This window comes from Gordonia sihwensis NBRC 108236 (assembly GCF_000333035.1).
In the GTDB taxonomy this organism is placed as follows: Bacteria; Actinomycetota; Actinomycetes; order Mycobacteriales; family Mycobacteriaceae; genus Gordonia; species Gordonia sihwensis.
The window spans coordinates 68,353-94,142 of record NZ_BANU01000014.1 but is presented as its reverse complement, the minus strand read 5'-3'; the positions used below and the strand labels follow the sequence as shown (position 1 = coordinate 94,142).

The 25,790-nt window shown below is 69.3% G+C and carries 28 protein-coding genes; 16 read left to right on the top strand and 12 right to left on the bottom strand.

Annotated features, from left to right (window positions below; translation table 11 throughout):
* The first annotated feature begins 3 nt into the window (after window positions 1-3).
* Window positions 4-1,401, top strand: coding sequence for a HAMP domain-containing sensor histidine kinase (locus GSI01S_RS10205; RefSeq protein ID WP_006896473.1), 1,398 nt, complete (start codon window positions 4-6; stop codon window positions 1,399-1,401).
* On the opposite strand, the gene GSI01S_RS10200 is transcribed toward GSI01S_RS10205, so the two are convergent.
* Window positions 1,373-1,933, bottom strand: coding sequence for a GtrA family protein (locus GSI01S_RS10200; RefSeq protein ID WP_045538607.1), 561 nt, complete (start codon window positions 1,931-1,933; stop codon window positions 1,373-1,375). The two genes, GSI01S_RS10205 and GSI01S_RS10200, sit on opposite strands and share 29 nt — an antisense overlap.
* Window positions 1,934-2,023: 90 nt before the next feature.
* Between GSI01S_RS10200 and GSI01S_RS10195 the strand changes: the two genes are divergently transcribed.
* The 6 genes from GSI01S_RS10195 (at window position 2,024) to purE (ending at window position 7,052) form a co-directional block, all read left to right on the top strand.
* The gene (locus GSI01S_RS10195) at window positions 2,024-3,256 is read left to right on the top strand and encodes a 5-(carboxyamino)imidazole ribonucleotide synthase (RefSeq protein WP_006896471.1); all 1,233 of its coding nucleotides are present in this window, start codon (window positions 2,024-2,026) and stop codon (window positions 3,254-3,256) included.
* A gap of 106 nt (window positions 3,257-3,362) precedes the next feature.
* Entirely contained in the window at window positions 3,363-3,875 is a 513-nt protein-coding gene (locus tag GSI01S_RS10190; protein ID WP_006896470.1) for a toxin-antitoxin system HicB family antitoxin, read from the top strand.
* 85 nt (window positions 3,876-3,960) lie between these two features.
* On the top strand, window positions 3,961-4,851 hold the full coding sequence (locus GSI01S_RS10185; RefSeq protein ID WP_006896469.1) for a DUF4097 family beta strand repeat-containing protein: 891 nt from the start codon (window positions 3,961-3,963) through the stop codon (window positions 4,849-4,851).
* Window positions 4,848-5,633, top strand: a complete 786-nt coding sequence (locus GSI01S_RS10180; protein ID WP_006896468.1) for an ABC transporter ATP-binding protein — start codon at window positions 4,848-4,850, stop codon at window positions 5,631-5,633. The genes GSI01S_RS10185 and GSI01S_RS10180 overlap by 4 nt, the downstream gene beginning before the upstream one ends.
* A complete protein-coding gene (locus GSI01S_RS10175) occupies window positions 5,630-6,400 on the top strand; it encodes an ABC transporter permease (RefSeq protein WP_006896467.1) in 771 nt (256 codons plus the stop codon). Before GSI01S_RS10180 ends, GSI01S_RS10175 begins: the two co-directional genes overlap by 4 nt.
* A 130-nt stretch (window positions 6,401-6,530) precedes the next feature.
* Window positions 6,531-7,052, top strand: coding sequence for a 5-(carboxyamino)imidazole ribonucleotide mutase (gene purE, locus GSI01S_RS10170; protein WP_006896466.1), 522 nt, complete (start codon window positions 6,531-6,533; stop codon window positions 7,050-7,052).
* A gap of 7 nt (window positions 7,053-7,059) precedes the next feature.
* Here purE and GSI01S_RS10165 read toward each other — a convergent pair whose 3' ends face one another.
* Genes GSI01S_RS10165 through GSI01S_RS10150 form a run of 4 tightly spaced genes read right to left on the bottom strand, consistent with a single transcriptional unit; the run spans window position 7,060 to window position 9,958 of the window.
* On the bottom strand, window positions 7,060-8,070 hold the full coding sequence (locus GSI01S_RS10165; protein ID WP_039867471.1) for an NAD(P)H-dependent flavin oxidoreductase: 1,011 nt from the start codon (window positions 8,068-8,070) through the stop codon (window positions 7,060-7,062).
* Window positions 8,071-8,073: 3 nt separating this feature from the next.
* Window positions 8,074-8,772, bottom strand: coding sequence for a GNAT family N-acetyltransferase (locus GSI01S_RS10160; RefSeq protein ID WP_006896464.1), 699 nt, complete (start codon window positions 8,770-8,772; stop codon window positions 8,074-8,076).
* The gene (locus tag GSI01S_RS10155) at window positions 8,769-9,587 is read right to left on the bottom strand and encodes a dienelactone hydrolase family protein (RefSeq protein ID WP_006896463.1); all 819 of its coding nucleotides are present in this window, start codon (window positions 9,585-9,587) and stop codon (window positions 8,769-8,771) included. The genes GSI01S_RS10160 and GSI01S_RS10155 overlap by 4 nt, the downstream gene beginning before the upstream one ends.
* A complete protein-coding gene (locus GSI01S_RS10150; RefSeq protein WP_006896462.1) occupies window positions 9,584-9,958 on the bottom strand; it encodes a nitroreductase family deazaflavin-dependent oxidoreductase in 375 nt (124 codons plus the stop codon). The genes GSI01S_RS10155 and GSI01S_RS10150 overlap by 4 nt, the downstream gene beginning before the upstream one ends.
* A 78-nt stretch (window positions 9,959-10,036) precedes the next feature.
* Between GSI01S_RS10150 and GSI01S_RS10145 the strand changes: the two genes are divergently transcribed.
* The gene (locus tag GSI01S_RS10145) at window positions 10,037-10,744 is read left to right on the top strand and encodes a TetR/AcrR family transcriptional regulator (RefSeq protein WP_006896461.1); all 708 of its coding nucleotides are present in this window, start codon (window positions 10,037-10,039) and stop codon (window positions 10,742-10,744) included.
* Between the two features lie 68 nt (window positions 10,745-10,812).
* The gene (locus GSI01S_RS10140) at window positions 10,813-11,982 is read left to right on the top strand and encodes an acyl-CoA dehydrogenase (RefSeq protein WP_006896460.1); all 1,170 of its coding nucleotides are present in this window, start codon (window positions 10,813-10,815) and stop codon (window positions 11,980-11,982) included.
* 87 nt (window positions 11,983-12,069) lie between these two features.
* Here the strand turns inward: GSI01S_RS10140 and GSI01S_RS10135 are convergent, their stop codons facing one another.
* Entirely contained in the window at window positions 12,070-12,765 is a 696-nt protein-coding gene (locus GSI01S_RS10135) for a TIGR03089 family protein (RefSeq protein WP_006896459.1), read from the bottom strand.
* Window positions 12,766-12,809: 44 nt separating this feature from the next.
* Window positions 12,810-14,570 carry an LCP family protein gene (locus GSI01S_RS10130; protein ID WP_006896458.1) on the bottom strand — a complete coding sequence of 587 codons (1,761 nt, stop codon included), beginning with the start codon at window positions 14,568-14,570 and terminating at the stop codon, window positions 12,810-12,812.
* A gap of 168 nt (window positions 14,571-14,738) precedes the next feature.
* Here GSI01S_RS10130 and rfbD point away from each other — a divergent pair, with 168 nt between their 5' ends.
* Genes rfbD through manB form a run of 3 tightly spaced genes read left to right on the top strand, consistent with a single transcriptional unit; the run spans window position 14,739 to window position 17,650 of the window.
* A complete protein-coding gene (gene rfbD, locus GSI01S_RS10125) occupies window positions 14,739-15,647 on the top strand; it encodes a dTDP-4-dehydrorhamnose reductase (protein WP_006896457.1) in 909 nt (302 codons plus the stop codon).
* A 9-nt stretch (window positions 15,648-15,656) separates the two neighbouring features.
* On the top strand, window positions 15,657-16,538 hold the full coding sequence (locus GSI01S_RS10120; RefSeq protein WP_006896456.1) for a glycosyltransferase family 2 protein: 882 nt from the start codon (window positions 15,657-15,659) through the stop codon (window positions 16,536-16,538).
* Between the two features lie 38 nt (window positions 16,539-16,576).
* A complete protein-coding gene (gene manB, locus GSI01S_RS10115) occupies window positions 16,577-17,650 on the top strand; it encodes a mannose-1-phosphate guanylyltransferase (protein WP_006896455.1) in 1,074 nt (357 codons plus the stop codon).
* Between the two features lie 24 nt (window positions 17,651-17,674).
* Here the strand turns inward: manB and GSI01S_RS10110 are convergent, their stop codons facing one another.
* A complete protein-coding gene (locus GSI01S_RS10110) occupies window positions 17,675-18,316 on the bottom strand; it encodes an O-methyltransferase (RefSeq protein WP_006896454.1) in 642 nt (213 codons plus the stop codon).
* Between the two features lie 219 nt (window positions 18,317-18,535).
* Between GSI01S_RS10110 and sigE the strand changes: the two genes are divergently transcribed.
* The 4 genes from sigE (at window position 18,536) to tatB (ending at window position 21,547) form a co-directional block, all read left to right on the top strand.
* Complete coding sequence (gene sigE, locus GSI01S_RS10105) at window positions 18,536-19,159, top strand: RNA polymerase sigma factor SigE (RefSeq protein ID WP_006896453.1); 624 nt, start codon at window positions 18,536-18,538, stop codon at window positions 19,157-19,159.
* Between the two features lie 79 nt (window positions 19,160-19,238).
* Complete coding sequence (locus GSI01S_RS10100) at window positions 19,239-19,616, top strand: zf-HC2 domain-containing protein (protein ID WP_006896452.1); 378 nt, start codon at window positions 19,239-19,241, stop codon at window positions 19,614-19,616.
* A 3-nt stretch (window positions 19,617-19,619) separates the two neighbouring features.
* Window positions 19,620-21,077: a S1C family serine protease gene (locus GSI01S_RS10095; protein ID WP_006896451.1), complete on the top strand. Its 1,458-nt coding sequence runs from the start codon at window positions 19,620-19,622 to the stop codon at window positions 21,075-21,077.
* A 41-nt stretch (window positions 21,078-21,118) separates the two neighbouring features.
* Entirely contained in the window at window positions 21,119-21,547 is a 429-nt protein-coding gene (gene tatB / locus GSI01S_RS10090; protein WP_006896450.1) for a Sec-independent protein translocase protein TatB, read from the top strand.
* Window positions 21,548-21,571: 24 nt separating this feature from the next.
* Here the strand turns inward: tatB and GSI01S_RS10085 are convergent, their stop codons facing one another.
* The 4 genes from GSI01S_RS10085 to GSI01S_RS10070 all read right to left on the bottom strand — a co-directional run bounded on the left by GSI01S_RS10085 (window position 21,572) and on the right by GSI01S_RS10070 (window position 25,780).
* The gene (locus tag GSI01S_RS10085) at window positions 21,572-22,714 is read right to left on the bottom strand and encodes an Mrp/NBP35 family ATP-binding protein (RefSeq protein ID WP_006896449.1); all 1,143 of its coding nucleotides are present in this window, start codon (window positions 22,712-22,714) and stop codon (window positions 21,572-21,574) included.
* 42 nt (window positions 22,715-22,756) lie between these two features.
* Entirely contained in the window at window positions 22,757-23,875 is a 1,119-nt protein-coding gene (locus GSI01S_RS10080) for a lytic transglycosylase domain-containing protein (RefSeq protein ID WP_006896448.1), read from the bottom strand.
* Window positions 23,876-23,993: 118 nt separating this feature from the next.
* Window positions 23,994-24,503, bottom strand: coding sequence for a DUF1003 domain-containing protein (locus tag GSI01S_RS10075; protein ID WP_006896447.1), 510 nt, complete (start codon window positions 24,501-24,503; stop codon window positions 23,994-23,996).
* A complete protein-coding gene (locus GSI01S_RS10070; protein WP_006896446.1) occupies window positions 24,500-25,780 on the bottom strand; it encodes a magnesium transporter MgtE N-terminal domain-containing protein in 1,281 nt (426 codons plus the stop codon). The genes GSI01S_RS10075 and GSI01S_RS10070 overlap by 4 nt, the downstream gene beginning before the upstream one ends.
* Window positions 25,781-25,790: the final 10 nt, after the last annotated feature.

Sequence of the window (25,790 nt, the reverse complement as noted above, 5' to 3'; positions counted from 1 at the left end):
CGTGTGCGTCGTCGAATCCTGAAGATGATGATCGCGTCTCTCGTGGCGATGGGCGTGATGTTCGGCGTGCCGATGACCATCATCACCTGGGACTGGTTCTCCACCTCCGCTCACCAGGACCTCTCCGAGCGGCTCAAACGCATGAGCGAGCACGTGCTCGCGGAGGAGGCCGCCGGCCGCGCCGTATCCCCGCACGATCTGGATCTCGAACAGTTCCGTCTGCTGGTGCCGCCGAACGGTCGCCTCACGCTCACCTATCGCGTTCGCGATCGGGACGCGCCCGGCGGCTACCAGCGCGGGATCCGCCAGATCGGCCATGTCTTCGACGGCGCGGCGGTTTCGGAGTCGGTCAATCTCGGCCGCGACGTGGACCTGACGCTCGCGATACCGCAGGAGGACGTCCGTCCGACCCAGTTGCTGGCGGTGCTGACCCTGCTGCTGGCGATCCTGGTCGCCGTCGTCGGCGGTGCGGTGGTGGCCGTCCTCACGGCGCGGCGGCTGTCGGAGCCGCTGTCGGACGTCGCGCGCCGCGCCGCCGCCATGGGGCGGGGCGACTTCTCCTCCGACTGGCCTGCATACGGCATCGATGAGCTCGATCGGGTCTCGGCGGCGCTGGCTGACGCCAATGACGAGATCGTCCTGCGGCTCGAGCGCGAGGGCGAGATCATCGGGGACGTCTCCCACCAGCTGCGCAGCCGGCTCACCGCGATCGGGCTGCGGCTCGACGAGTTGACCCTGCACCGCGATCCGGCAGTGGTCGCCGAGGCCGAGGCGGGACTGGCGCAGGTGGAACGGCTCGCCGACGAACTGGACGAGATGATCGCGGCCTCGCGTGCGGATCCCAAGGCGCGGGTCGCGATCGACGTCACGTCGGTCGTTCAAACCCTGGTGCGCGATTTCGAGCCCGCGTATCGAGCGGCCGGGCGGTCGGTGCGGATGGTGGTCGACGAACCGGTCCCGCACACCTACGATCGTCCGGGCCGCCTCCGCGAGGCGCTGAGCGTGCTCGTCGACAACGCACTGGTCCACGGGGGCGGGGAGTGCGTCGTCCGGGTCGGGGTGCTGACATCGCGCGAGATGGTCCGCGTCACGGTGTCGGACGCCGGCGCCGGCGTGCCCGACGAGGTGGTACCGGAGATGTTCCGCCGGGGTGTGTCGGGCGGGGGACGGAACGGGCTGGGTCTGTCACTGGCCCGCGCCCTGGTGGAGGCCGACGGCGGTCGGCTCGATCTGGTGTCGCGGCGGCCCGCGGTGTTCGCGGTGGTGGCGCCGCTGCATCCGGCGAGCGGTGCGTCCTACGGCGAGGAGTCAGACGCCGGCGGCGGTGCCGGTGCGGACGGCGGTGCCGGGACAGACGGCGACGGGCCGACGCTCACGCATGTCCGAGTTCCTCATCGCTGAGTTCCTCGGACGTGGGGTTGACGTCGGTGGATCCGCCTTCGCCGCCGCGCGGCTGCTCGTCGGGGAAGGCGAACCGCCGCAGCGCCCAGAACCGGAAGACCATCTGGAGCAGGTTGCCGATCACGAAGGCGAGCAGGAAGTCGAAGATCGCGAGTTCGAGGCCGACCAGGTTCTCACGCATGTTGAAGACGTTGTTCGCGATCCAGATCGGCGCGGCGGCGATCAGGACGGCGATGCCGCTGATGGCGAAGAACAGGAGTGCCTCGTGGTGCTTCTCGCGTCCGCCGCGGTTCTTGAACGCCCACTCGCGGTTGAGGACATAGCTCAGGATCGTGGCGACCACGCCGGAGATCACCTTGGCCACCGTCGGCTTCGATTCGAGAACACTGAGGGCGAGTGCGTAGTAGACCGCCATGTCGACCACGAATGTGGTGCCGCCGACGATCGCGAACTTGATCAGTTCGCTGTGCTTGAGCACCAGCCGTCGCACGGGCTCCGGCAGTCGCTTCACTGCCCCGTCAATTGTCGGCACAAGGTTCGAGTGTACGTAATCTGGCCCGCCGAATTGTCACCGACCGGCCGGGGTGCGCGTGTCCGCGGCCGGGCATGACAACATTGAACGGTGACTTCCAGCCCAGACCGACGTTCCAGCGGCATGCCCACCGTGACCATGATCGGCGGTGGTCAGTTGGCCCGAATGACCCATCAGTCGGCCATCGCCCTCGGTCAGTGCCTGCGGGTTCTGGCGGGCAGCGCCGACGAGCCGGCCGCGCAGGTGAGCGCGAACGTGGTGCTCGGCTCGCACGATGATCTCGACGCCCTCCGCGCCGCCGCCGAAGGGGCGGTCGCGCTCACCTTCGATCACGAGGGAGTTCCGCTCGCTCACCTCGAAGCGCTCGAGGCCGAGGGCGTCGCGGTGCGCCCGCCGTCGAAGGCGCTGCACTTCGCACAGGACAAGCTGGCCATGCGGACCAAACTGTCGGAACTGGGCCTCCCGGTTCCCGACTTCGTCGACCTGTCGGGCGAGGTCGGCGCGGCGCGCTCCGCGCTGATCGCCTTCGGCGAGTCCCACGACTGGCAGGTGGTTCTGAAGGCGGTCCGAGGCGGTTACGACGGTCGCGGAGTGTGGCTCACCGACAACCGCGACGAAGCGTTGCGCGTCTTCGACGACACCTCCTCGGGCGACACCGTGCTCATGGCGGAGCAGAAGGTGGCGATGGTGCGCGAGCTGTCGGCGATGGTGGCACGGTCGCCGTACGGACAGGGCGCCGCGTGGCCGGTCGTCGAAACCGTCCAGCGCAACGGCCAGTGCGCCGTCGTTCTGGCTCCGGCTCCGGGCCTGGACGCCGATGTCGCTCAGCAGGCGCAGCAGATGTCGCTCACGCTGGCCGAGGAACTGGGCGCGGTGGGCGCCATGGCGATGGAGCTGTTCGAGACGACGGACGGCGAACTGGTGGTCAACGAGCTCGCGATGCGCCCGCACAACAGCGGTCACTGGACCATGGACGGCGCCGTCACCTCGCAGTTCGAACAGCATCTGCGCGCGGTTCTCGACTACCCGCTCGGCGATACCGCGGCGCGCGCCGACGTAGTCGTGATGGCCAACATCCTGGGGGCGCCGGAGGCTCCGCAGATGTCGATGGACGAGCGCCTGCATCATCTGTTCGCCCGGATGCCCGAGGCCAAGGTCCATCTGTACGGGAAGGGCGAGCGGCCCGATCGCAAGATCGGACACGTCAATGTCGTAGGACGTCCGGGTGAGGGCGTCGACGACGTCCGCGAACGGGCCGAGCGCGCCGCCCAGTGGATGAGCGCGGCCGTGTGGACCGACGGCTGGGATCCGCACGCGGGCTAGTCGGACGCGGTGACACCATCGTGACGCTGCGGTCTCGGTGCGTGAACGAGGGTGTGAAACCGCCACGGGGTTGAATTGACACCATCGTGGTGTCATGATTGATGTCATGGACCTCGATCAGTACGTCGACGACCTTCAGCGCCGGTTCGGAGCCGCGGCGGAACGTGACCTCTCCGACGCCGCTGACAACGGGGTCGACGACGTCCGCGCCGCCGCGGAGCGTCTCGCGAACAGTATGGACGCCACCATCCGACTCGCCCTGCTCGATGTCCTGTCTGCGGCGGCCGGCGAGATCACTCGTGACCTGGTTCCCGGTTCGGTCGACCTCCGCCTGCGAGGGCGCGAGGTGGACTTCGTCGTCGCAACGCCGCGCACCACCGACGATGCCGACTCGGAGTCCGCGATCGGCGTCGACTTCGACGACACCACCAGCTCACGCACCACACTGCGACTCCCGGACGTCCTCAAGGCGCAGGTGGACGAAGCCGCGGCCGCCGAGGGCGTCTCGGTCAACACCTGGCTGGTGCGCGCCGTCGCCTCAGCCCTGAATCCGCGCCGGCGACGATCCGTGCAGCGCGCGTTGCGCACCGGCGGCGACTTCGCCGGCTGGGCGCGCTGATCACTCTCCACACCTTCGCGAACGATCCCCATCACCCCGTCTCGACCACGGGGTCGGTCGACTGCACCCTCCGGAAGGCTCTCCCATGCCCACCTACCGCACCCCAGAACCCGTCGATCTCGCCGTGAACCTGCCGCTCGGCCACATCGACGTCATCGCGAGCGACCGCACCGACGCCGTCGTGACCGTATCGCCCAGTAACCCGGACAAACCCGCCGATCAGCGCGGTGCGGCAGCGACCACCGTCGAGTTCGACGGCCGCCGAATCACCGTCCTCGGACCGCGTCCCAGGTTCCGCTTCCTCGGCCCCTCCGAGTCGGTGGACATCACGGTCGAACTCCCGGAGGGCTCGCGATTCACCGCCGAATGCTCCACGGGGGGTGTCCGCGCCACCGGCAGGCTGGCCGCGACCCGGGTGAAGGCGTCCGTCGGTGCCGTCGACCTCGACGCCACCGGCGACCTGTGGCTGCACGCCGCGTACGGCAACGCCACCGTCGGCACGGTAGACGGGTCGGCCGAGGTCGTCGCGGGGCACGGGCAGATCCGGATCGGCACCGTCGCCGGCGACGCCGCACTGAAGTCGTCGTACGGCAGCGTCCACCTCGGCACGGCGCACGCCGCCGTCGAAGCCAATCTCTCGTACGGCGACCTGCACATCGACGGTTCGGCGTCGTCGGTCACCGCGCGCACCGCGTACGGAAGCGTCACCGTCGGTGAGGCGCGCGGCGGCGCTCTCGACCTGGAGAGCAGCTTCGGGACGATCGTCGTCGGCGTCGCCGACGGGGTTCCCGCCTGGCTCGACCTCTCGTCCACTCAAGGACAGCTGCGCAACCGTCTCGACGGTTCCACCGTCCCGTCGACCGGTGAGCATGTGTCCATTCGCGCGCGAACGTCATACGGCGACATCGAGATTCGGCGCGCCCACTCGGTTTCAGACAGCGCTCGCTCAGTCGAAGACGAAGGAACACGGTCATGACCACGACCATCGCTCCGCCCGCGATCAGGATCCGCGGAATCGAGAAGTCCTATGACGGCCGTTCTGTGCTGCGCGGGGTCGACCTCGACGTCGAGGCGGGCAGCGTCGTCGCACTCCTGGGCGCTAACGGTGCAGGCAAGACGACGCTCGTCCGCATCCTCTCGACGTTGACGCGGCCCGACGCAGGCACCGCCGTCGTCGGCGGCCACGACCTCGCGACCGAGCCCCTCGAGGTTCGCCGGTCGATCAGCCTGACGGGTCAGTTCGCCGCCGTCGACGAGGTACTGACCGGCCGCGAGAACCTGATGCTCATCGCCCGCCTGCGCCACGTGCACGGCCCCGGCGCCGTCGCGGACGGCCTGCTCGAGCGCTTCCGGCTCACCGACGCCGGCGGACGCGCCGTCGCCACGTACTCGGGCGGCATGAGGCGTCGTCTCGACATCGCCATGAGCCTGATCGGTGATCCGTCCGTCATCTTCCTGGACGAACCGACCACCGGACTGGACCCCGAAGCCCGCATCGACGTGTGGGACACCGTCCGCGAACTCGCCGGCCGCGGCACCGCGATCCTCCTGACCACCCAGTATCTCGAGGAGGCCGAACAACACGCCGACCGCACCGCCGTGCTGCACGACGGCCGGATCATCGCGAACGGCACACTCGCCGAACTGAAGCGACTGCTTCCGCCGACCAAGGTCGAATACGTCGAGAAGCAGCCCACCCTCGAGGAGATCTTCCTCGCGCTCACCAGACACCGCACCGAGAACGAAGGCCGGTCATGACCACACACGTCCTCAGCGACACCGGCGCCCTCCTGGGTCGCTCGCTCAAGCACGTCACGCGCAGTGTCGACACCATCGTCACCACCGCGCTCACCCCGATCGCCATGATGCTCCTGTTCGTCTACGTCTTCGGCGGAGCCATCAAGGCGAGCACCGGAACTGCGAGTTACGTCGACTACCTGCTTCCCGGAATCCTGCTGATGGCCATCGCCTCGGGCGTCGCGTACACGGCACTGCGCCTGTTCAACGACCTTCAGAGCGGGCTGTTCGAGCGCTTCGGATCGATGCCGATCGCTCGCGCCGCCGTCCTCTGGGCCCACGTCCTCACCTCGATGGCGGCGAACGCGGTCACGGTGGTCATCATCATCGCGGTCGGACTGGCGATGGGTTTCCGATCGTCCGCGGGACCGCTCGCCTGGCTCGCAGTCGCCGGCATCCTCGCCCTCTTCACGCTGTCGTTGACGTGGATCGCGGTCGTCGCGGGACTGGCCGCCAAGACCGTCGACGGTGCGACCGGGTTCTCGTACCCGCTCATCTTCCTGCCCTTCGTCAGCTCCGCGTTCGTCCCGACCGACACCATGCCCACCCCGGTGCGGGTCTTCGCCGAGCACCAGCCGGTGACCTCCATCGTCGACACCGTCTCCGCGCTGCTCGGCGAGCAGCCCGTCGCCACCGCCGACCTCGTGGCCGCGCTCGCGTGGTGCATCGGGATCGGCGCCATCGCCTACGCGGCGGCGATTCGCCTCTACCGCCGCAAGATCCGGTGATCGCGAAGACGCCGGCCGCCCGCCTTCGAGCCGCTTTCACACCGTGTCGGGGACGACAGCCGGCGTCACCGCGCACGGTTGCCTCGCCTACGCTGTTGAGAATCAGCCCCCGAGAACCTTGGAGACGTCGATGACCGCACCCGCCACCGTGCCCGCACCCCTCGTCGGCCTCATCATGGGCAGTGACTCCGACTGGCCGACGATGCAGGCCGCGGCGGAGGCGCTCGCCGAGTTCGGCATACCGTTCGAGGTCGGCGTGGTCTCGGCGCACCGCACCCCCCAGCGGATGCTCGACTACGCGAAGAACGCCGCGGGACGCGGTATCTCGGTGATCATCGCCGGTGCCGGTGGCGCCGCTCATCTGCCGGGCATGGTCGCGGCGGCCACACCGCTACCGGTGATCGGGGTGCCCGTTCCCCTGAAGTACCTCGACGGGATGGACTCACTGCTGTCGATCGTGCAGATGCCGGCCGGCGTGCCGGTCGCGACGGTGTCGATCGGCGGCGCCCGGAACGCGGGTCTGCTGGCCGCACGCATCCTCGGAGCCTCCGATCCGGCCGTTCAGAGTGCGATGGCGAAGTTCCAAGCCGGACTGGAGGAGATGGTCCTCGAGAAGGACGAGAAGCTGCGCAGGACCCTGCTCGACGGCTGACCGACCGCTACGGGCTCAATGCGGCCACCACGTCGGCCGCCGGGACCGCCTGAGCAGCCCGGAAGCCGGTCCCGGCCCAGAGATTGATGACGTCCGGGTCGGTGGAACCGGCCCGGCGTATACCGCCGGTAAGAGTGTTGACCTGGGGATACACCGGCGGTGCCGCATCACTGTAGGCGGCGATGAACTCGTTCACCAGGCCACGCGCCAAGCGGCCCGAGTACGCCCGGGTGGTGACGGTCTCGGTGAAGCGCGGGTCGGCGAGGGCGTCCCGGTGCGCCTGTTTGGTGCCGGCCTCGGGGCAGCGGAGCAGAAGCGTCCCCACCTGCACGGCGGCGGCGCCCGCCTCGAGCAGTGCGATCGCGTCGTCGCGGGAGGCGACGCCGCCCGCAGCGATCACCGGCAGGCCCGCCGCGTCAGCAACACCGGTGAGGAGGGGCAGCGTGTCGATGCCCGGGTCGGCGTCGAGGATGCCGAACGTGCCGCGGTGTCCGCCCGCCGACACGCCCTGGGCGCAGAGCGCGTCCACTCCGGACTCTCGCGCGATCAGCGCCTCGTCGACACAGGTGACGGTCCCGACCACGAAGACCTCCGCGGCGTGCAGTCGTGCCACCGTGGCGGCGTCGGGACAGCCGAAGGTGAACGAGGCGACGGGCACGCGCTCGTCGATCAGCACCTGGACCTTGGCGTCGAAGTGGTCGTCGGTGAACGGAACGTGCTCGGGCAGCGGTGCGCCCAGCCGCTCGGCGAGCGGGGCGAGCCGGTCGCGGTACTCGGCGAAGGCCGCTTCGTCGAACGGGATCTCCTCGGGCACGAACAGATTGACGCCGAACGGCGCGTCGGTCAGCGCGGCGATCGCGCGGATGTCCTCACGGAGTCGTTCGGGCGTGAGATAGGCGCCACCGTAGAAGCCGAGACCACCCGCGCCGGAGACGGCTGCAGTGAGTTCGGGTGTCGACGTGCCTCCGGCCATCGGAGCGCCCGCGATCGGAACGCCGAGCAGACCGAGATCGAACATCATTCACTCTCCTTTCGGAACCCGGACGATCTCCAGGCTCACCTCGCTGCGCAGGACGAATCCCATCGCCTCGTACAGGCTGCGCGCCGGATTCTCCGCCGTCGTGTGCAGAAAGGGCAGGTCGCCGTCGTCGACGATGACCTGAGCCACCGCGGCGACGAGTCTGCGTGCCAGTCCGCGTCCGCGTGCCTCCGGATGGGTGCACACCGCGCTGATCTCCACCCAGCCGGGAAGCCGCAGCCGCTGACCCGCCATGGCGAGCAGCCGGCCGTCGCCGTCCCGGTAGCCGAGGTAGACGCCCATCTCGACGGTGCGCGGGAGAAAGGGCCCGGGCTTGGTCAGTGTCACCAGCTCGGTCATCTCGGCCACGTCCGGCGGGCCGAGCCGGACGAGTTCCGGGTCGGGTCGCCGTTCGGTGTCCTCACCGGAGTACTGCACCAGATCGAAGGTCTCGACGTGCCGCCAACCCGGGGGCGCCGGGGTCCGGCAGTCGCGCAGGCCGACGGTGTTCCCGGGTCCGGCCAGCGCTGCCATGTCGACCCAGTCGGCGTCGGTCATCTCGCGCGGATGACCGAAGAACACCGAGACCTCCGGCTCGAACGCACTGATGCGGCCGCGCCGCCGGGCGAACCGCTCCTGCCGCCCGGTCAGAGCGCAGGTGAACGGATCGTCGAGCGGCGTCAGATCGACGGTGCCCGTCATTCGACTTCCAGCTTCCGGCGGAAGAACGCGATGACCGCCTCGAGCGTGTCGTGCGTCGGCTGTCCGGGTTGGTCGATCAGGTGCTCGGTGAGCACCGAGTGCGGCGGAATCAACGCGTCCGGGGCAGCGGCGTCGTCGGGCAGGTCGACGCCGATGAAGGCGTCGCCGAGCTGTTCTCGCAGAAAATCGAAGCGGCTGCCCGGGACCAGCCGGTCGCCCTCGAACCGGGCACCCATCACCTGCAGTCCCCGCGCGCAGCGGACCTTAACGGTCTCCAGATCGCCGGGCGAGATGTCGATGGTCCTGCGCCGTGCGGGCGTGAGGCCCACCGGCAGCGAGGGCTGCGACAGCACGGGCGCCAGCATGGTGTCGTCGACCGCCATCGCGAGTGCGAAGCCGCCGGTGACGCACATGCCGACGGCGCCCACGCCGGGGCCGCCGCACTCGGCGTGGGCCCGTCGCGCGAGGGCACGCAGCCAGGACACCACCGGCGACGACCGTCCCGTGGCGAAGACGGTGAACTCGCGGCTGACGCATACCCGGCCGAGCGCTCGGGCCATCAGCGCACCGGTCCGGGCCGGTCCGGTCACACCGCCGGGGAACGGATCGGCACCGTCGACGCCGAACAGCGAGGGGACGTACACCGTGCAGCCCGCGTCGCTGACCCGGCGGGCGAAGGCGGCGACCTTCGGTGTGATGCCGGGGATCTCGGGGATCACGATCACCGCCGGGCCCGATCCGCGGCGGTAGTACCGGTGGGTGACGCCGTCGTCGGTGAACTCTGCGCGGTCGAAGCCGTCGAGTGCGTCGGTCATGCTTCGACGAGGCGGCCGTAGAGCACCGATTCGGACAGCTTGGCCGGAATCCGAGCGGACTTCACGACGTCGGGGGAGTCGGACGGGATCACCCGCACGCCGGCCACCTTCAGCTCCCTACCGCTGCGGACGAGCGTGAACTCGCCGGCGGCGAGCACGTTCTTGACCCAGTCGGAGTCGGCGCCGTAGTTCAGCGCGATGCTGATGCGGCCGGCGTCGACGAAGGCCAGGACCGGCGTGCGGTAGCGGCGGTTCGACTTGCGCCCGACGTGTTCGACGATCGCCCACGGCGCGATCCGTCCCGCCCACACTCCTTGGATCGGATTGGTCACGTACTTGTTGACGAGCGCCACGGCATGCGGAACCTTCATGTGCTCCAGCTTGCCGTATCGACGGGCGGTCGGCGAGGCCGAGGCATGAGGCGAGGGGATCTGCGCGATAATGTCGGCATGGCGACGACCGACCAGGTGCACACCGATCCCGCGGAGTTCGCCGCGCACGTGGTGGCGGAATCGATCCGCCTGTTCTCCGAACGCGGCTACGAAGCCACACCGGTCGACGAGGTCGCCGCCGCCGCCGGCGTGTCGCGCCGGACCCTGTTCCGGCAGTTCCGGTCCAAAGAGGACCTCATCTTCGCCGACCATGAGTCCCTGCTCGAACAGGTCACCGACTTGCTGCGAGGCGAGGAAGAGGCGGGCACCGATCCCTGGTGGGCGGTGTGTGCCGCGGCCGAGCTCGTCTTCGCGCACTTCGCGACGCTCCGCGATCTCGCGGTCCGGCGCTATCAGGTGGTGGCGCGGGTGCCTGCCTTGCGCGACCGGGAGCTGGTCACCACCTACCGCTATCAGCGCAAGTTCGAGGAGTTCCTCCGCCGCGCTCTGCCGGATGTGCCGCGGGTGCGGATCGTGGCCTTCGCCGCCGCCGTGACCGGCGCCCACAACTATCTGTTGCGGTCGATGGTCCGCGGCGACGAGAACGCCACCGCCGAGACCCTGCGGCGGGAGTTGCTCGCGATCTACGGCGTGGTCGGTGAGTACGCCGATCCGTCGTCGGCCTCCGCTCCCGAGGTCGCGGTGGTCAGCTTTCCGGCCGGGACCACGCCCGATGAGGTCGCGGAGGCGGTGCGGAGGCGATTGACGCGGCACCCAGTGCCGTGATGCACTTATCGAGAAGACGATCACGGCACTGAGTGACAGGGCTCGTAGCGCCGGTTTAAGGAGAAACGATGGGCAAGTTCGGGAACCCCGATTTCGACCTCTTCCAGCTCCCGGAGGAGCACCAGGCGCTGCGCGAGGCCATCCGCGCGCTCGCCGAGAAGGAGATCGCACCGCACGCCAAGGACGTCGACGAGAAGGCTCGCTTCCCGGAGGAGGCGCGCGCCGCACTCGTGGCCAGCGGCTTCAACGCGGTGCACGTTCCCGAGCAGTTCGACGGGCAGGGTGCGGACTCGGTCGCGGCCTGCATCGTGATCGAAGAGGTTGCGCGCGTGGACGTCTCGGCGTCGCTGATCCCCGCGGTCAACAAGCTCGGCACCATGGGCCTGATCCTGTCGGGCTCGGACGAGCTCAAGGCCAAGGTGCTGCCGTCGATCGCCTCGGGTGAGGCCATGGCGTCGTACGCACTGTCGGAGCGCGAGGCCGGATCGGACGCCGCCTCGATGAAGACGCGCGCCCGCAAGGACGGCGACAGCTGGGTGCTCAACGGCTCCAAGTGCTGGATCACCAACGGCGGCAAGTCCACCTGGTACACCGTCATGGCGGTCACCGACCCGGAGAAGGGCGCCAACGGCATCTCCGCGTTCATGGTCCACAAGGACGACCCCGGCTTCACGGTGGGCCCGCTGGAGCACAAGCTCGGAATCAAGGGCAGCCCCACCGCGGAGCTGTACTTCGAGAACTGCACCATCCCCTCCGACCGGATCATCGGCGACGAGGGCACCGGCTTCAAGACCGCTCTGGCCACCCTGGATCACACCCGTCCCACCATCGGCGCGCAGGCCGTCGGCGTGGCGCAGGGCGCCCTCGACGCGGCCATCGCGTACGTCAAGGACCGCAAGCAGTTCGGCAAGACCATCAGCCAGTTCCAGGGCGTCGAGTTCATGCTCGCCGACATGGCGATGAAGGTGGAGGCCGCGCGCCTGATGGTCTACACCGCCGCCGCTCGTGCCGAGCGCGGCGAGGGCAACCTCGGCTTCATCAGCTCGGCGTCCAAGTGCCTGGCGTCGGATGTCGCGATGGAGGTCACGACCGACGCCGTTCAGCTCTTCGGCGGTGCGGGATACACCACCGACTTCCCGGTCGAGCGCATGATGCGCGATGCCAAGATCACCCAGATCTACGAGGGCACCAACCAGATCCAGCGCGTCGTCATGAGCCGCGCGCTGCTGCGCGGCTGAACCCGGCCGGACCGTCGAATGCGCGGGCCGGCCGCCGTCCCGACCGAGAGGTCAGCGGGTGGCGGTCGGCCCGCGCATTCGTCTCGGTCAGGTCCGGACGACGGTCGCCTTCTCGGTCTCGGCGATCGCCCGCAGACGGGAGTCCTCGACGCCCCCCGCGACGACGACGAGAGACGCCCCGGACAACAGCGGAGCGGCGAGGTTCGCGACGACGTCGGTCACAGTGCGCCATCCGCGGGTGCTGAGCAGTCGGTCGGCCGGATCGAGCCCGCCGTCGGCGGCCGAGAGCACCTGCGCCACCGTCACCTCGTCGACGGCGTCCCGCCCGGAACCCGCCGGGACGAACTGGTCACCGTGCGCGCGCACCGACTCGCCGAAGTCCTCGACGCCGACCGGGAGGTCGCGCACACCCATGGCGAACGGATCCAGGGGAACCGCGATCACCTCGTCGGTGTCGTGCTCGTCGACCCGCTCCCGCGAGGTGAAGGTCGCGCGGTCGTCGGCCGCGTCGTCGCTCAGATCGACGGCGACGCCCGCCCACCACGCACCGAGCAGAACGGCCGCGGTCTGCCAGTGTTCCGGCAGATCCACCCGCACGCGGTCGCCGGGCGCCAGGCCCAGCCCGTCCCGCAGGTAGTTCGCGATCTTGGCGGCCCAGTTGCCCAGCGTCGCACCGGAGAGCTCGGTGCGCTCGCCGGTCGACTCGTTGTAGTAGGTCAGCATCGGCCGCGCATGGTCGGGCACGGCCGCGAAGATCGCGCCCGTGACGGTGTCGTGGCTCATCGAGTGTCCTCGCTTATCGTGTCCGGCTCCGGCGACCGCCGGAGCTAGTTGACGCAGACCGGTCCGTCGCCGTCGGCCTTGATGACCGGGGACGGGCGCTTGGACGACGGCGCCGCCGACGACCCCGAGTCCGAACCGCTGTCGCCGCCGGTGTCGGAGACCGCACCGAGACCGTAGTTGTAGGTGTTCGTCAGCACCAGCCGGAGCTTGTCCTCGGGGAGCGACGAGTCCTCGCGGATCTCGATGGGGCCCGCCTTGAGGTCCTTCACCAGTTGCTTGGCGCCCTCGTTGTCCTTCGAATCGGCGAAGATCAGCGAATCGAATTCGTTCATCGGTTTGCTCGACGTGGCGCCCTGCTGGTAGCCGAGGCCGCTCAGCAGCCGCATCAGGTTGGACGCCAGACCGTCCACGGTGCCCGCGTTCACCACGTCGACGGTGTAGTCCGAGCGGGGATTCTCCGATCCGGCCTTCGATGTGCGGCCGAGCTGCCGGTCGACGAAGGCGTGGACCGCCTGCGGGTCGACCTTCAGCACGCTCTGCGTCCCGTCATCGCTCCAGGCCTGATCGTCTTCGATCGGGATCGTCGTGAACTTCACGTTGCCGCCGGTGAGGTCCTTCAGATTCTCTGCGAACGAGAGGACGTCCCAGCCGTCGTCGATCATCACCGAGCGCGACACGGCATCCTGCAACTCCTGGAGCTTGCCCGCGTTGGTCAGTGTCTGCGTCGAGAGGATCTTCTGCGCCAGCGAAGCCATGTACACCTGCTGTCGCGTGATCCGGTCCAAGTCGCCGCGAGGAAGATCGTGGCGCTGCCGGACGAAGCTGAGCGCCTTCGGACCGTTCAGCGTCTGCCGGCCGGCGCGGAACTTGGCGCCCGAGAAGGGCTCGTCGACGGCATTCTTGAGACACACGTCCACTCCGCCGACGGCATCGGTGAGCAGCGCGAATCCCAGCAGTCCCACCTCCGCGTAGTGGTCGACGGTGATGCCGGTCAGATTCGCGACGGAATCGATCAGGGCCTTGCGCCCGGCCTTGGTCCCGTCCTTCTCCGCCTGCTCCTCGCTGGTGCCCTGCTCCACCTCGCGCTCGCGGACGCCCTCCTTGGTGGCGCCGTAGGCGGCGTTGATCTTGCTCATGCCGATCCCGGGGACGTCGACGTACGCATCGCGGGGGATCGAGATGGCGGTGGCCTTGGACCCGTCGGTCGGGATGCGCACCAGGACGATGGTGTCGGTGCTGGTGCTGACGTCGCCGCCCACCCGCAGCCATTTGAGCTCCTGCTCCGAGAGCGGGTTGCCCTTCGCATCCACTCGGGAGTCGGTGCCGACGAGGAGGATGTCGATGGCGCCGTCGTCACCGCCGCCGAGGCCGAGGTCTCCCAGCAGCGTGACGGCCCCGTTGAGGCTGCGCACTTTCGCCCAGCCCAGCCCCGTGACGACCAGTGTCATCACGGTGACGAGGGCGATCAGTGCCCGGCCGATGTTCTTCGGTGCGATCCCGGCGATCGGGCGGGTCGTCCAGAGTTTGAGGGCGGCGCGGAAGCTGCCCGGCGGTGGACCGGAGGGCCGCGTGCGTGTCCGGGCGCCGTGGCGCGCGCCCCGGTCCGTCTTGCTGCGGGGGTCGGTGCTGCGGGGGCGTCGGCGGGGCCGCGTGTGGATCTCCTCGGAGGTCCGGCGGGACCGGGTGCCCGCACCCGTGCGCGTCGGCACGGACCGCCGCGTCGAGGGCTCCCCGGCACGGCCGCCGGAAACGGCGTCGGCGTCGGTGTCCTCGGGCTCTGCCGAGCCGTCGCGTCGTGACTCCACCTGTCGCGATGTCCCTTCCGGTCGTCTCGGCTGCTGGTCTTCCGCAAGAATACTGATCGGGAGAGCCGTTGCCGGGGAGGCGCAGCCGGTGCCGGGCCCGGTGATCTGCAGCACTGCCCGCGACCGTGAGCTCCCGGCGGAGGTCCGGATGCACCAGGATGGTCACTCATGGGTTCGAATCGGGTGTACATCGTCGGCGCCTCCGGCCAGGTGGGATCGGCGCTCGCGTCGACGCGCGGCGGCCTGGAAGCGGTCATGCTGACCTCGTCCGATGTCGATGTGCGCGACGAGCGATCGGTTCGCGACGCGTTCGGTGGCCTTGCGCGCGGCGATGTGGTGATCAACACCGCGGCGTACACCGCCGTGGACGCCGCCGAGACCGACCGCGAGGCGGCGCACGCGGTGAACGCACTCGGTCCGGCCCATCTGGCGGCCGTCACCGGCGCGTCGGGGGCGCGACTCATCCATCTGTCCACCGACTACGTCTTCGCCCGCGACGACGCGGGCTCCGGCGACGCACCGCGACCCTTCGAACCCGGTGACGTCTCCGGTGAGCCGCCGACGGTGTACGGCGCCACCAAGCTCGCCGGCGAACGCGCCGCGCGCGAGGCCGATCCGCGGACGATCGTCGTGCGCACCGCGTGGGTGTTCACCGGCGGGTCCGCGGACAGCGACTTCGTCGCGACGATGGCCCGACTGGAGGCCGAGCGCGATACTCTGCGGGTGGTAGACGATCAGGTGGGATCGCCCACCTACGCGCGCGATCTCGCGGCCGGCCTGTGGGAACTCGCCGAACGGTGCGACGGGCCGAATCTGCGCGACGGCGCGACTCTGCACGCCACCAACGCCGGAACGGCCAGTTGGTGCGATCTGGCCCGCGCCGTGTTCGTCGAGCTCGGTGCCGACCCGGCCCGGGTCCAGGCGTGCACCACCGCGGAGTTCCCGCGCCCCGCGCCGCGGCCCGCGTACTCGGTGCTCTCCGGCGCGAGTTGGGCTGCCGCGGGTCTCACACCGCTGCGGAACTGGACGCTCGCCCTGCACGATGCGATCGCGGTCCGCACCCGGACGCTCGGTTAGTCTGAGCGCGTGACTGCCAGCTTCGCCGTCGTGACCGTGACCTATTCCTCGGGCGACTACCTCCACAACTTCCTTCGCACGCTGACGCGCGCATCGCGTGAGACGCCCGAAGTGATCATCGCCGACAACGGGTCCACCGACGGCGCACCGGAACAGGCGGCGGCCGACCACGACAACGTCACCCTGGTGCACACCGGCGGAAACATCGGCTACGGCGGCGCCGTGAACCGGGGAGTCGCGCAGATAGACGAGGACATCGAGTTCGTGGTGGTGGCCAACCCCGACGTCGAATGGTCGGAGGGCGCGATCGACGGACTGCTCGAGGCGGCGCGCCGCTGGCCGCGGGCCGCGAGTCTGGGGCCGCTGATCACCGAGCCCGACGGCACCGTGTACCCGTCCGCGCGCCGCGTCCCCGATCTGATCTCGGGCACCGGCCACGCGGTGCTCGGCACGGTCTGGAAGTCGAACCCCTGGACGGCTGCGTACCGCAACGACGACGCCGACCTCACCGAACGGCCGGTCGGCTGGCTCTCGGGCTCGTGTCTGCTCCTGCGGCGCGCGGCCTTCGACGCCATCGGCGGCTTCGACTCGCGCTACTTCATGTTCATGGAGGACGTCGACCTCGGCGACCGGCTGGGCCGGTCGGGGTGGCTCAACGTCTTCGTGCCGTCGGTGTCGGTGATGCACGCGAAGAGCCATTCGGTCAGCAGACATCCGGAGAAGATGATTCCGGCTCATCATGCGAGCGCCTATCGTTTCACCGCCGACCGGAATCCCGGCCCGTTGCGCGCGCCGATCCGCCTGGCGTTGCGGGCCGGGCTGGCGGTGCGATCGAAGATCGCTGTCGCCGCGGCCCTGCGTGAACAGCGCCGTACGGGAGGGCCCGCGTGAACAGCCGCGACACGAGTGTGGACAAGGAAGGAAACTCTGTGACCTCATCAGTTCAGGCACTGATCCTCGTCGGAGGAAAGGGCACGCGGCTGCGGCCGCTGACCCTGTCGGCGCCCAAGCCGATGCTCCCGACTGCGGGGACCCCGTTTCTGACTCACCTGCTGTCGCGGATCCGGGAGGCGGGGATCACCGACGTGGTCCTCGGCACCTCCTACCAGGCGCACGTCTTCTCCGACCACTACGGCGACGGTTCCGATCTGGGCCTGAATCTGACCTACGTCACGGAGAGCGAACCGCTGGGCACCGGCGGCGGCATCCGCAACGTCTACGACGAGCTGACCGCCGACACGGTGCTCGTGTTCAACGGCGACGTCCTCGGCGGCACCGACATCCGCGACGTGCTGTCGACGCACGAGCGCTCGGGTGCCGAAGTGACCCTGCACCTGGTCCGGGTCGGTGATCCGCGCGCCTTCGGCTGCGTGCCGACCGACGCCGACGGGCGGGTCACGGCGTTCCTGGAGAAGACTCAGGATCCGCCGACCAATCAGATCAACGCGGGCACCTACGTCTTCGACCGCAAGGTGATCGGCGAGATCCCGGCCGGTCGGCCGGTGTCGGTGGAGCGCGAGGTGTTCCCGTCGCTGCTCGCGCAGGGACGGCACATTCAGGCGCACGTCGACGACGCCTACTGGCGCGACATGGGGACTCCCGAGGACTTCGTCCGCGGTTCGGCGGACCTGGTCCGCGGCATCGCGCCGTCGCCCGCGCTGGCGAAGCCCTGCGGGGAGTCGCTCTCGCTCGACGGCGCCGACGTGGCGTCCGACGCCGTGCTGATCGGCGGCACCGTCGTCGGCCGCGGCGCGCGGGTCGGGTCGGGGGCACGGCTGGACGGCGCGGTGATCTTCGACGGCGCGTCGGTGGAGGCAGGAGCGGTGGTCGAGCGCAGCATCGTCGGGTTCGGCGCCACCGTCGGCGCGCATGCGCTGGTGCGCGACACCGTCATCGGCGACGGTGCACAGGTCGGTGCCCGATGCGAGCTGCTGCGCGGCGCGCGCGTATGGCCGGGAGTGCAGATCCCCGAGAGCGGAATCCGGTTCTCGACCGACGTGTGATCCCGAGCGCGATCGGCCGGCCGCTCAGGCCTTGGCGGCAGCGAGCAGACCCGTTCCCACCGGAATCACAGCGGGCAGCAGCCGGTCGTCCTCGGCGATGATCGACGCCGCCTCGCGCGCGGCCAGGGTCCGCGGATCGTCGGCCTCACGGTCGGCGATCGTGCCGTCGGCCGAGGCGTTGTTCACGACGACCAGTCCGCCCGGCCGGAGAATGCGGATCGCCTCGGTGACGAACAGGGGATAGCTCAGCGGTGCTCCGTCGACGAAGACGAGATCGTATGTCTCGTCGGCGAGCCGGGTGAGCACGTCGGTCGGCGCGCCGTTGATGAGCCGGGTGCGGCCGGGACCGATGTGCGCGTCGGCGAAGGTCTCGCGGGCGGCCCGGTGATGCTCGGGCTCGGGATCGATCGTGGTCAGGACGCCATTCTCGGGCATGCCCGCCAGCAGCCAGAGCCCGCTGACGCCGACTCCGGTGCCGATCTCGACCACGTGCGTCGACCCGGCGACCCGGGCCAGCAGCGACAGCAGCGCTCCGGTGGCGGGGGAGATCGCCGTGGCGCCGAGCTCCTCGGCGCGCATGCGGGCTTCGATCAGGGCCTCGTCCTCGATGATCGCGGCTTCGGCGTACTCGCTCAGGCTTGCGGCCGCGGCCGCTGTGTCACTCATGACATCGAGGGTGCCATACGGTCGTTGACCTGCGGTTGCGGGCACGCCGTCTGCGGGCCGGTCTTCCTTATCAAACCCTCAGGACAGTTATAGGGGCACCACATTCAGGTGCGACAGGGTAGAGCGCAATGGTCCGGAATATCGATCGCGCCGGGCGCGTTGATCGGGGAGAATAGCCCTGACAGGCCCGGAGCGAGGAAAGGAACTGGCACCTACACGATGACCGTCCCGATGATCGGCAAAGCAGACCCCGACACCACCACCGGAGCGTTCCGCGGAACCGCGGGCTTCGACGCGACCGGCGATCGAGATCTGATGCCCTCGTGGGACGAGTTGGTGTCAGAGCACGCGGACCGGGTGTACCGGCTGGCGTACCGCCTCTCCGGAAATCAGCACGACGCCGAGGACCTCACCCAGGAGACCTTCATCCGGGTGTTCCGGTCGCTGACCAACTACAAGCCCGGCACCTTCGAGGGCTGGCTGCACCGCATCACGACGAATCTGTTCCTCGACATGGTCCGACGCCGCGCCAAGATCCGCATGGAGGCGCTGGAGCAGGACTACGACCGTATCCCCACCGACACCCCGGACCCGCAGCAGGCCTTCGCCGACGCCAACCTCGATCCCGATCTGCAGGCGGCCCTCGACTCGCTGGCGCCGGAGTTCCGCGCCGCCGTGGTCCTCTGCGACATCGAGGGACTCTCGTACGAGGAGGTCGGCGCCACGCTCGGGGTTAAGATGGGCACCGTCCGCAGCCGGATCCACCGCGGACGCCAGGGCATCCGCCAGTACCTGGCGGCTCGCGGCCACACCGACAGCCGCTCGGTCGCGGCCGCAGAGTGACCTCCGCGACCCTCTCCGGTTCTGTCGGCTACGCTGGACCGTGGCTCTGAATCGAGTTCGAGTGCATCTGAGGAGAGGGGTGACGCCGGTGGGTCTGGGCCAGACAGGACGTTCACGCGGGAGTCGGTGGTCGCCGTTTCCGACGTCGATCGCACCGAACCCCGAATACCGGCGCCCGACCGGATTCGCGTCCACCGAGCATCTGAATCCCGAGGCGGTCGTCGCCTACGTCGACGACGAACTCACGCGTCAGGCGTCGGCGCGCGCCGACGCTCATCTGGCGCTCTGCCCCGACTGCTCGCGCGAGGTCGCCGCACAGGCGCGTGCGCGGTCGATGCTGCAGACCTGCCAGACCGACCTCAGCGTGCCCGACTCGCTCCGCGCGCAGCTCAGCCAGATCCCGACTCAGGAGATCGACTTCCGCAGGGATCGACGCACCAACCGCTGGGGCCGCTGACTCGTGACCGACAGCTCTGCTTCGTCCGACGACCGGCCGACCGATCCGGTGCTGTCCGCGAACGAACCGGCGTCAGACCTCGCCGCCACCTTCGGCAGGCCGGAGGGTGTCGACGGCTCGTTCGCTCCCGATGCATCACCGGCCGAGCGCCCGCAGCCCACGATCGCACCGCCCGATCCGGTCCTCGCGGAGGCCTTCGGCCGGCCCGAGGGCGAGACCCAGACACTGCAGCGCGACCCGTACGCCCAGCCCGCCACGGACGACGTACCGGAACCGGATCCGTGGCGTGATCCCGACAGTGCCGCGCACCTGTCCGCACCGGCTGTCGGCGGCGACCCGGAGTCGTCGCCGAGGGAGAAGGGGCCGCTACTGGGGATACGCGAGCTGCTGTTCGGCGGCCGGGTGCACTGGTGGGCTCTGGCGACTCTCGGACTGCTCGCACTGCTCGTCGGACTCTTCGGCGGGCTCGTCGGACGATGGACCGCAGAGGTCGTCACGCCGCTGCACGCCGACACCGTTCACCTCGAGGGCGACAGCCCCGACTCCGCGACCGGCGGCACCAATGTGGAGCGGGTCGCCAAGGCCGTTCAGCGATCGGTGGTCACCATCGAGGTCCGCACCGCGGTCGACGGCGGCTCGGGTTCGGGATTCATCGTCGACAAGGCCGGGTACATCGTCACGAACAACCACGTGATCTCCAAGGCCGCCAATGACTCCAAAGCCAAGCTCGAAGTCGTCTTCTCCGATCGTCAGCGCGTGCCCGCGCGGCTCGTCGGACGTGACGTGAAGACCGATCTGGCCGTCATCAAAGTGGACGACGTCGCGAATCTGACGGTCTCCAAGCTCGGCGACTCCGCCGACCTTCAGATCGGTCAGGAGGTGATCGCCTTCGGTTCGCCGCTCGGGCTGGACAAGACGGTCACCAGCGGCATCATCAGCGCACTCGATCGGCCGGTGCCGCTGAGGCCGGACGCCGACTCCGATACCGACGCTGTGATCAACGCCATCCAGACCGATGCGGCCATCAACCCGGGCAACTCGGGCGGGCCGCTGCTCAACGACGACGGCCAGGTGATCGGCGTCAACACGGCCGGCGCGATGACCGGCGGCGGGTCCATCGGTCTCGGCTTCGCGATTCCGATCAACGAGGTCATCCCGATCGCGAACACCCTGATCGCGGACGGAAAGGTGAAGCACCCGTCGGTCGGCATCACCGCCGCCACCGTCCGTAACGACCGCATCTTCGGTGCGCAGATCAAGGACGTCGCCGGGGGCAGTCCGGCGGCCCAGGCCGGTTTGCGCGAGGGCGACGTGATCACCAAGTTCAACGGGCGCCCGATCGAGAGCGCGGACGAGTTGACCGTCGCGGTGCGGACGTCGAAAATCGGTGAGCAGGTGAAGTTCACGTATTGGCGCGACGGTCGATACTTCGACGGCGAGCTCACCCCGGTCAGCGATTAGCGCCGGAAGCGTCGGACCAGTCCAGAGAGCGGCGAGGAATCATGTTCAGCAGTGTCGGTTGGGGTGAACTCCTCATTCTGTTGGCCGCAGCGCTCATCATCCTCGGCCCCGAACGTCTGCCGGGCGCGGTCAGCTGGGCGATGGGCGCGGTACGCAAGGTGCGCGACTATGCGACGGGGGCGAGTTCGCAGCTGCGTGACGAACTCGGGCCCGATTTCGATCAGCTCCGTGAGCCGCTCACTCAGCTCAACGAACTCCGCCAGATGAGCCCGAAGAGCATCGTCACCAAGCACATCTTCGACGGTGACTCGTCGACGATCGACGATCTGGGCAAGTCGGTGCGTGAGACCCTCGACGTGAGTCGGCCGCTGGCGAAGCCGGATGGGGAGCGGCAGGTGCCGCGTGAATCGCCGCAGCCGCCCGCACCTCCTGCCCGCAAGTACGACGTGACCGACTGGGACGCGACCTAGCCGGACCGGTCGGGTCCCGGCGGGTCAGTGCCGGGTGGTGTCGATTCCGAGGCTCATGCCGGCGAGCCCGCGCCGGCGGACGGCCAGCTTGTCGGCGATGGCGCGCAGCGCCGAGCCGGAGGCGGATTCGGGTGCCGAGAGCACCACAGGAGTGCCCACGTCGCCGCCTTCGCGGAGTTCCTGTTCCAGCGGGACCTGCCCGAGCAGTTCTACGGGAGATCCCACGGCACGGGTGAGCCGCTGCGCCACCAACTGGCCGCCGCCCGAGCCGAAGGGCTCTATCCGCGTGCCGTCCGGGAGCTGCATCCAGGACATGTTCTCGACCACGCCGAGGATCTTCTGCCGAGTCTGCAGGGCGATCGCGCCCGCGCGTTCGGCGACCTCTGCGGCGGCCTGCTGCGGGGTGGTCACCACCAGGATCTCCGCACCCGGAATGAGCTGGGCGATCGAGATCGCGACGTCGCCCGTGCCCGGCGGCAGATCCAGGAGCAGCACGTCCAGATCGCCCCAGTAGACGTCGGCGAGGAACTGCTGCAGCGCCCGGTGGAGCATGGGGCCGCGCCACGTGACCGGCGTGTTGCCGTCGGTGAACTGGCCGATCGAGATGAACTTCACGCCGTGACTCTGCGGCGGCATGATCATCGACTCCACCTGGGTGGGCTTCGCGTCGCTGCCGAGCATGCGCGGAACACTGTGACCGTAGATGTCGGCGTCCAGGACGCCGACGGACAGACCGCGGTCGGCGAGTGCGGTCGCCAGGTTCACGGTGACACTCGACTTGCCCACACCGCCCTTGCCGGAGGCGATCGCGTACACCCTGGTGAGATTGCCCGGCTTGGCGAACGGGATCTCCGGCTCGGCACGGTCGCCGCGCAGCTTCTTGCGGAGTTCGGTGCGCTGTTCGTCGTCCATCACGTCCAGTTCGACGCGCACGGCGCCCACACCGGGCACATCGGCGACGGCCGTCTCGACGTTGTCGGAGATCTTGGTGCGCATCGGGCAGCCCGCCGTGGTCAGGTACACCCCGACGTCGACACTGCCGTCGGCGGCGACCGCGACGGACTTGACCATGCCGAGGTCGGTGATCGGCTTGCCGATCTCCGGGTCCATCACTTTGCTCAGTGCGGAACGGACGGCGGACTCAGTGGGTGTGGCGGGGGTGGTCACACCTCAACCATATCGCTGCCGAGACGGACTCGGCTTCTCGCCTCAGCGGTCGGCGGTCTTCGCCGGGCCGGCGGGAGCCGGCGCCGGCTTCTTGGGCGAGGGCTTGGGGGCGGGCGCCGGGGCCGGACCGATGCCGGGCGGCAGGCAGATGATGCCGAGGCAGGCGTGCGGAGGCTTGCTCGGTGACGGCTTACTCGGCGGCGTGGACGATTTCGGGGTGGACGGCCGGGTGGACTCGCCGGGCTTCTTGTCGCGGTCCTTGTCCTTCTTGTCTTTGTCCTTGTCGTCCGGAGTCGCCGACATCTCCGGGATGGGCGTGGTCGGCATCACGCCGGTCGAGTACGCGGCCGCCCATGCGAGCACGTTGTTCACGTAGGCCATCGAGTGGTTGTAGCGCAGGACCGCGTTCACCTTGTTCTGGCCGGCCATGATGTCGGTGAAACCGGCGCACAGGTAGCGTCCGGCCGAATAGGTGGCGTCGAAGATGTTGTCCGGGTCGGCCTTGCCGTCGCCGTTGGCGTCGGCGCCCCAGGCCGCCCACGTGCTCGGGATGAACTGCATCGGACCCATCGCGCGGTCGTGCCCGCCGTCGCCGTCGAGCCTGCCGCCGTCGGAGTCGTGGATGACGGCGTTTCCGGCGAGCGAGCCGTCGAGTACCGGGCCGCGGATCTTGGTCAGGGTGTTGCCGTACGCGTCGACGTTCCCGTTGCCCGCGTGGCCGGACTCGATGCGTCCGATGCCGGCGAGAAGGAACCAGGGCAGCTTGCACTGCGGCGACTCGGCGGCCACCCGGGTGGCGGCGAGCTTGTACGCCTTGAGGACCATCCCGGGAATGCCGAGGGGACCTGCGGGAAGGTCGGCGGCGAGCCGGAACTGCGGGTCGCCGCCGCCGGCGGCCGTGGGGTCGGCCGGGGGAGCGAATCCGACGAGTTGGCTGCTGCCGGAGGGCACGGTCTCCGCGACCGCGCGGGCGGCCACCGCGCTCTGGGCACCCGCGAGATCGATCGAGGGTCCCGATTGGACCGAGGACACCGGATCGGCCGCGACACTCGACACCGTTCCGCCGAGCACCAGCGCGCCGAGTGCGGCGGCGGTGGTCCCGACCGCCAGGCCGCGGCGCGGCACGTGAATCCGGTTCGGGCGGCTGCGCCAGAAAGTCATCCCATTGGTCCTCATCGACTCTCACTGCATTCGGCGTGTCGTTCACGTCGAATCAGGGGGAGTCTGCGATCATCCCCCCGACGACTGTGAGCCAGCATACATGCAGCGTTTCCTCCGGTCATGTCGGATCCGGTTCTTCACCCTTGCCCGCGCGTGCCGAAATCCGTTCCACCAGTTCGTCGACCAGATCGTCGAGTTCGCGGCGCAGATAGTCGCGGGTGACGGTATCGCCGACCGCGAGCCGCACGGCGGCGAGTTCACGGGCCAGGAACTCGGTGTCGTCCTTGGTCTGGGCGGCGCGGGCGCGGTCCTCCTCGAGCGAGACACGGTCCCGGTTCTCCTGGCGGTTCTGTGCCAGCAGGATCAGCGGCGCGGCGTACGCGGCCTGAGTGGAGAAGGCCAGATTGAGGAGGATGAACGGGTACGGATCCCATTCGAAGGCGAACAGGCCCACGTTGAGAAGCACCCAGATCACCACGATCACGGTCTGGATTAGCAGGTACCGGCCGGTGCCGAGGAAGCGGGCGATCCGCTCGGAGTACACGCCCACCACGTCGGAGTCGAGATTGACGTTGAACCGGCTGCGACGAGGGCTCGGAGTGTCGAGATGGCGTCCGGAAGGACTCATGGAGCGGTCCCTTCGGGGTCGGTCTCGCGCCAGTCGCGCGGGAGCAGGGCATCGAGGAGGTCGTCGACGACGACGGCGCCGAGGAGGTGATCGGCTTCGTCGATCACCGGTGCGCAGACCAGATTGTAGGTGGCGAAGAACCGGGTCATCTTCTCCAGCGAGTCGTCGGGGAGCAGTCGCGGCATCTCCTTGTCGAGGATGCCGCCCACCAGATTGGCCGGCGGCTCTCGGAGCAGTGCCTGCGTGTGCACCGCGCCGAGGAACTTCCCGGTGGGGGTGTTGGTCGGCGGGCGGACGACGAAGACCATGCTCGCGGCCGCCGAGTTCACGTCCGGGTCGCGCACCCGGGCCAGCGCCTCGGACACCGTCGCGTTCGCGGTGACGATCAGGGGTTCCGGCGTCATGACGCCGCCGGCGGTGTCGGGGGAGTGCAGCAGCAGCCGCCGGACGGATTCGGAGTCCTCCGGGTCCATCCGGGACAGGAACGCCTCGGCTTCGGCCTGGGGCAGTTCACCCATCAGGTCGGCGACGTCGTCGGGGTCCATCGCTTCGAGGACGTCGGCGGCGCGGTCGGGCTCCATGCTGCCGAGAATCGCGGTCTGATCGTCGGTGGGCATCTCCTGCAGCACGTCCGCGAGACGCTCGTTGTCGAGCGCCGCGGCGATCTCGTCGCGCCGCTTCACCGGCAGTTCGCGAAGCGCGTTGGCGACGTCGGGCGCACGCATGTCCTCGAACTGCGCCAGGGCCATCTCCACGCCCTGTCCCGGGCGAGAGAGTTCCAGACGGTTCATGCCGCGGACGTGGCGCCACTGCACGACGATCGTCTCGCCGCGCCTGCGCAGGCCCTTGCGGGTGGTGCGCAGCGCCACGCGGCTGACCATCCAGTCGCGGCTGCGGTTCTGCTCGATCGCCAGATCCACCACCGTCAGGTCCACATCGTGCAGTTCGGGGTAGTCCGGATCGTCGGTGCGGACCCGGGTGTCGAGGATCTGACCCACCGCCAACGCCTCGTTCGGGCGCACCCGCAAGCGTCGCAGATTCACGTGTCCGGTGGTCAGGGTGACGGCGTCGGGCTCGATGCTCGTCACACGCAGCATCGGCACGAAAATGCGTCTGCGCGTGGTGAGTTCGACGGCGAGCCCGAGCGCGCGCGGCTGTTTGCCCGGCATGTGCATGGAGATCACGACGTCCCGGACCCGACCGATTGATTCACCATCAGGGCCGAGAACGGCGAGGCCGACTAGTCTGGCGACGAAGACCTTGAGGGCGGGCGTCATACGTCAAGCC

What these genes read in the sequence shown, in the direction of transcription:
- GSI01S_RS10190 (WP_006896470.1), top strand. Translation starts at nt 3,363, where the DNA reads ATGGACCTCGATCAGTACGTCGACGACCTTCAGCGCCGGTTCGGAGCC.
- GSI01S_RS10185 (WP_006896469.1), top strand. Translation starts at nt 3,961, where the DNA reads ATGCCCACCTACCGCACCCCAGAACCCGTCGATCTCGCCGTGAACCTG.
- GSI01S_RS10180 (WP_006896468.1), top strand. Translation starts at nt 4,848, where the DNA reads ATGACCACGACCATCGCTCCGCCCGCGATCAGGATCCGCGGAATCGAG.
- GSI01S_RS10175 (WP_006896467.1), top strand. Translation starts at nt 5,630, where the DNA reads ATGACCACACACGTCCTCAGCGACACCGGCGCCCTCCTGGGTCGCTCG.
- purE (WP_006896466.1), top strand. Translation starts at nt 6,531, where the DNA reads ATGACCGCACCCGCCACCGTGCCCGCACCCCTCGTCGGCCTCATCATG.
- GSI01S_RS10165 (WP_039867471.1), bottom strand. Translation starts at nt 8,070, where the DNA reads ATGTTCGATCTCGGTCTGCTCGGCGTTCCGATCGCGGGCGCTCCGATG.
- GSI01S_RS10160 (WP_006896464.1), bottom strand. Translation starts at nt 8,772, where the DNA reads ATGACGGGCACCGTCGATCTGACGCCGCTCGACGATCCGTTCACCTGC.
- GSI01S_RS10155 (WP_006896463.1), bottom strand. Translation starts at nt 9,587, where the DNA reads ATGACCGACGCACTCGACGGCTTCGACCGCGCAGAGTTCACCGACGAC.
- GSI01S_RS10150 (WP_006896462.1), bottom strand. Translation starts at nt 9,958, where the DNA reads ATGAAGGTTCCGCATGCCGTGGCGCTCGTCAACAAGTACGTGACCAAT.
- GSI01S_RS10145 (WP_006896461.1), top strand. Translation starts at nt 10,037, where the DNA reads ATGGCGACGACCGACCAGGTGCACACCGATCCCGCGGAGTTCGCCGCG.
- GSI01S_RS10140 (WP_006896460.1), top strand. Translation starts at nt 10,813, where the DNA reads ATGGGCAAGTTCGGGAACCCCGATTTCGACCTCTTCCAGCTCCCGGAG.
- GSI01S_RS10135 (WP_006896459.1), bottom strand. Translation starts at nt 12,765, where the DNA reads ATGAGCCACGACACCGTCACGGGCGCGATCTTCGCGGCCGTGCCCGAC.
- rfbD (WP_006896457.1), top strand. Translation starts at nt 14,739, where the DNA reads ATGGGTTCGAATCGGGTGTACATCGTCGGCGCCTCCGGCCAGGTGGGA.
- GSI01S_RS10110 (WP_006896454.1), bottom strand. Translation starts at nt 18,316, where the DNA reads ATGAGTGACACAGCGGCCGCGGCCGCAAGCCTGAGCGAGTACGCCGAA.
- sigE (WP_006896453.1), top strand. Translation starts at nt 18,536, where the DNA reads ATGACCGTCCCGATGATCGGCAAAGCAGACCCCGACACCACCACCGGA.
- tatB (WP_006896450.1), top strand. Translation starts at nt 21,119, where the DNA reads ATGTTCAGCAGTGTCGGTTGGGGTGAACTCCTCATTCTGTTGGCCGCA.
- GSI01S_RS10080 (WP_006896448.1), bottom strand. Translation starts at nt 23,875, where the DNA reads ATGACTTTCTGGCGCAGCCGCCCGAACCGGATTCACGTGCCGCGCCGC.
- GSI01S_RS10075 (WP_006896447.1), bottom strand. Translation starts at nt 24,503, where the DNA reads ATGAGTCCTTCCGGACGCCATCTCGACACTCCGAGCCCTCGTCGCAGC.
- GSI01S_RS10070 (WP_006896446.1), bottom strand. Translation starts at nt 25,780, where the DNA reads ATGACGCCCGCCCTCAAGGTCTTCGTCGCCAGACTAGTCGGCCTCGCC.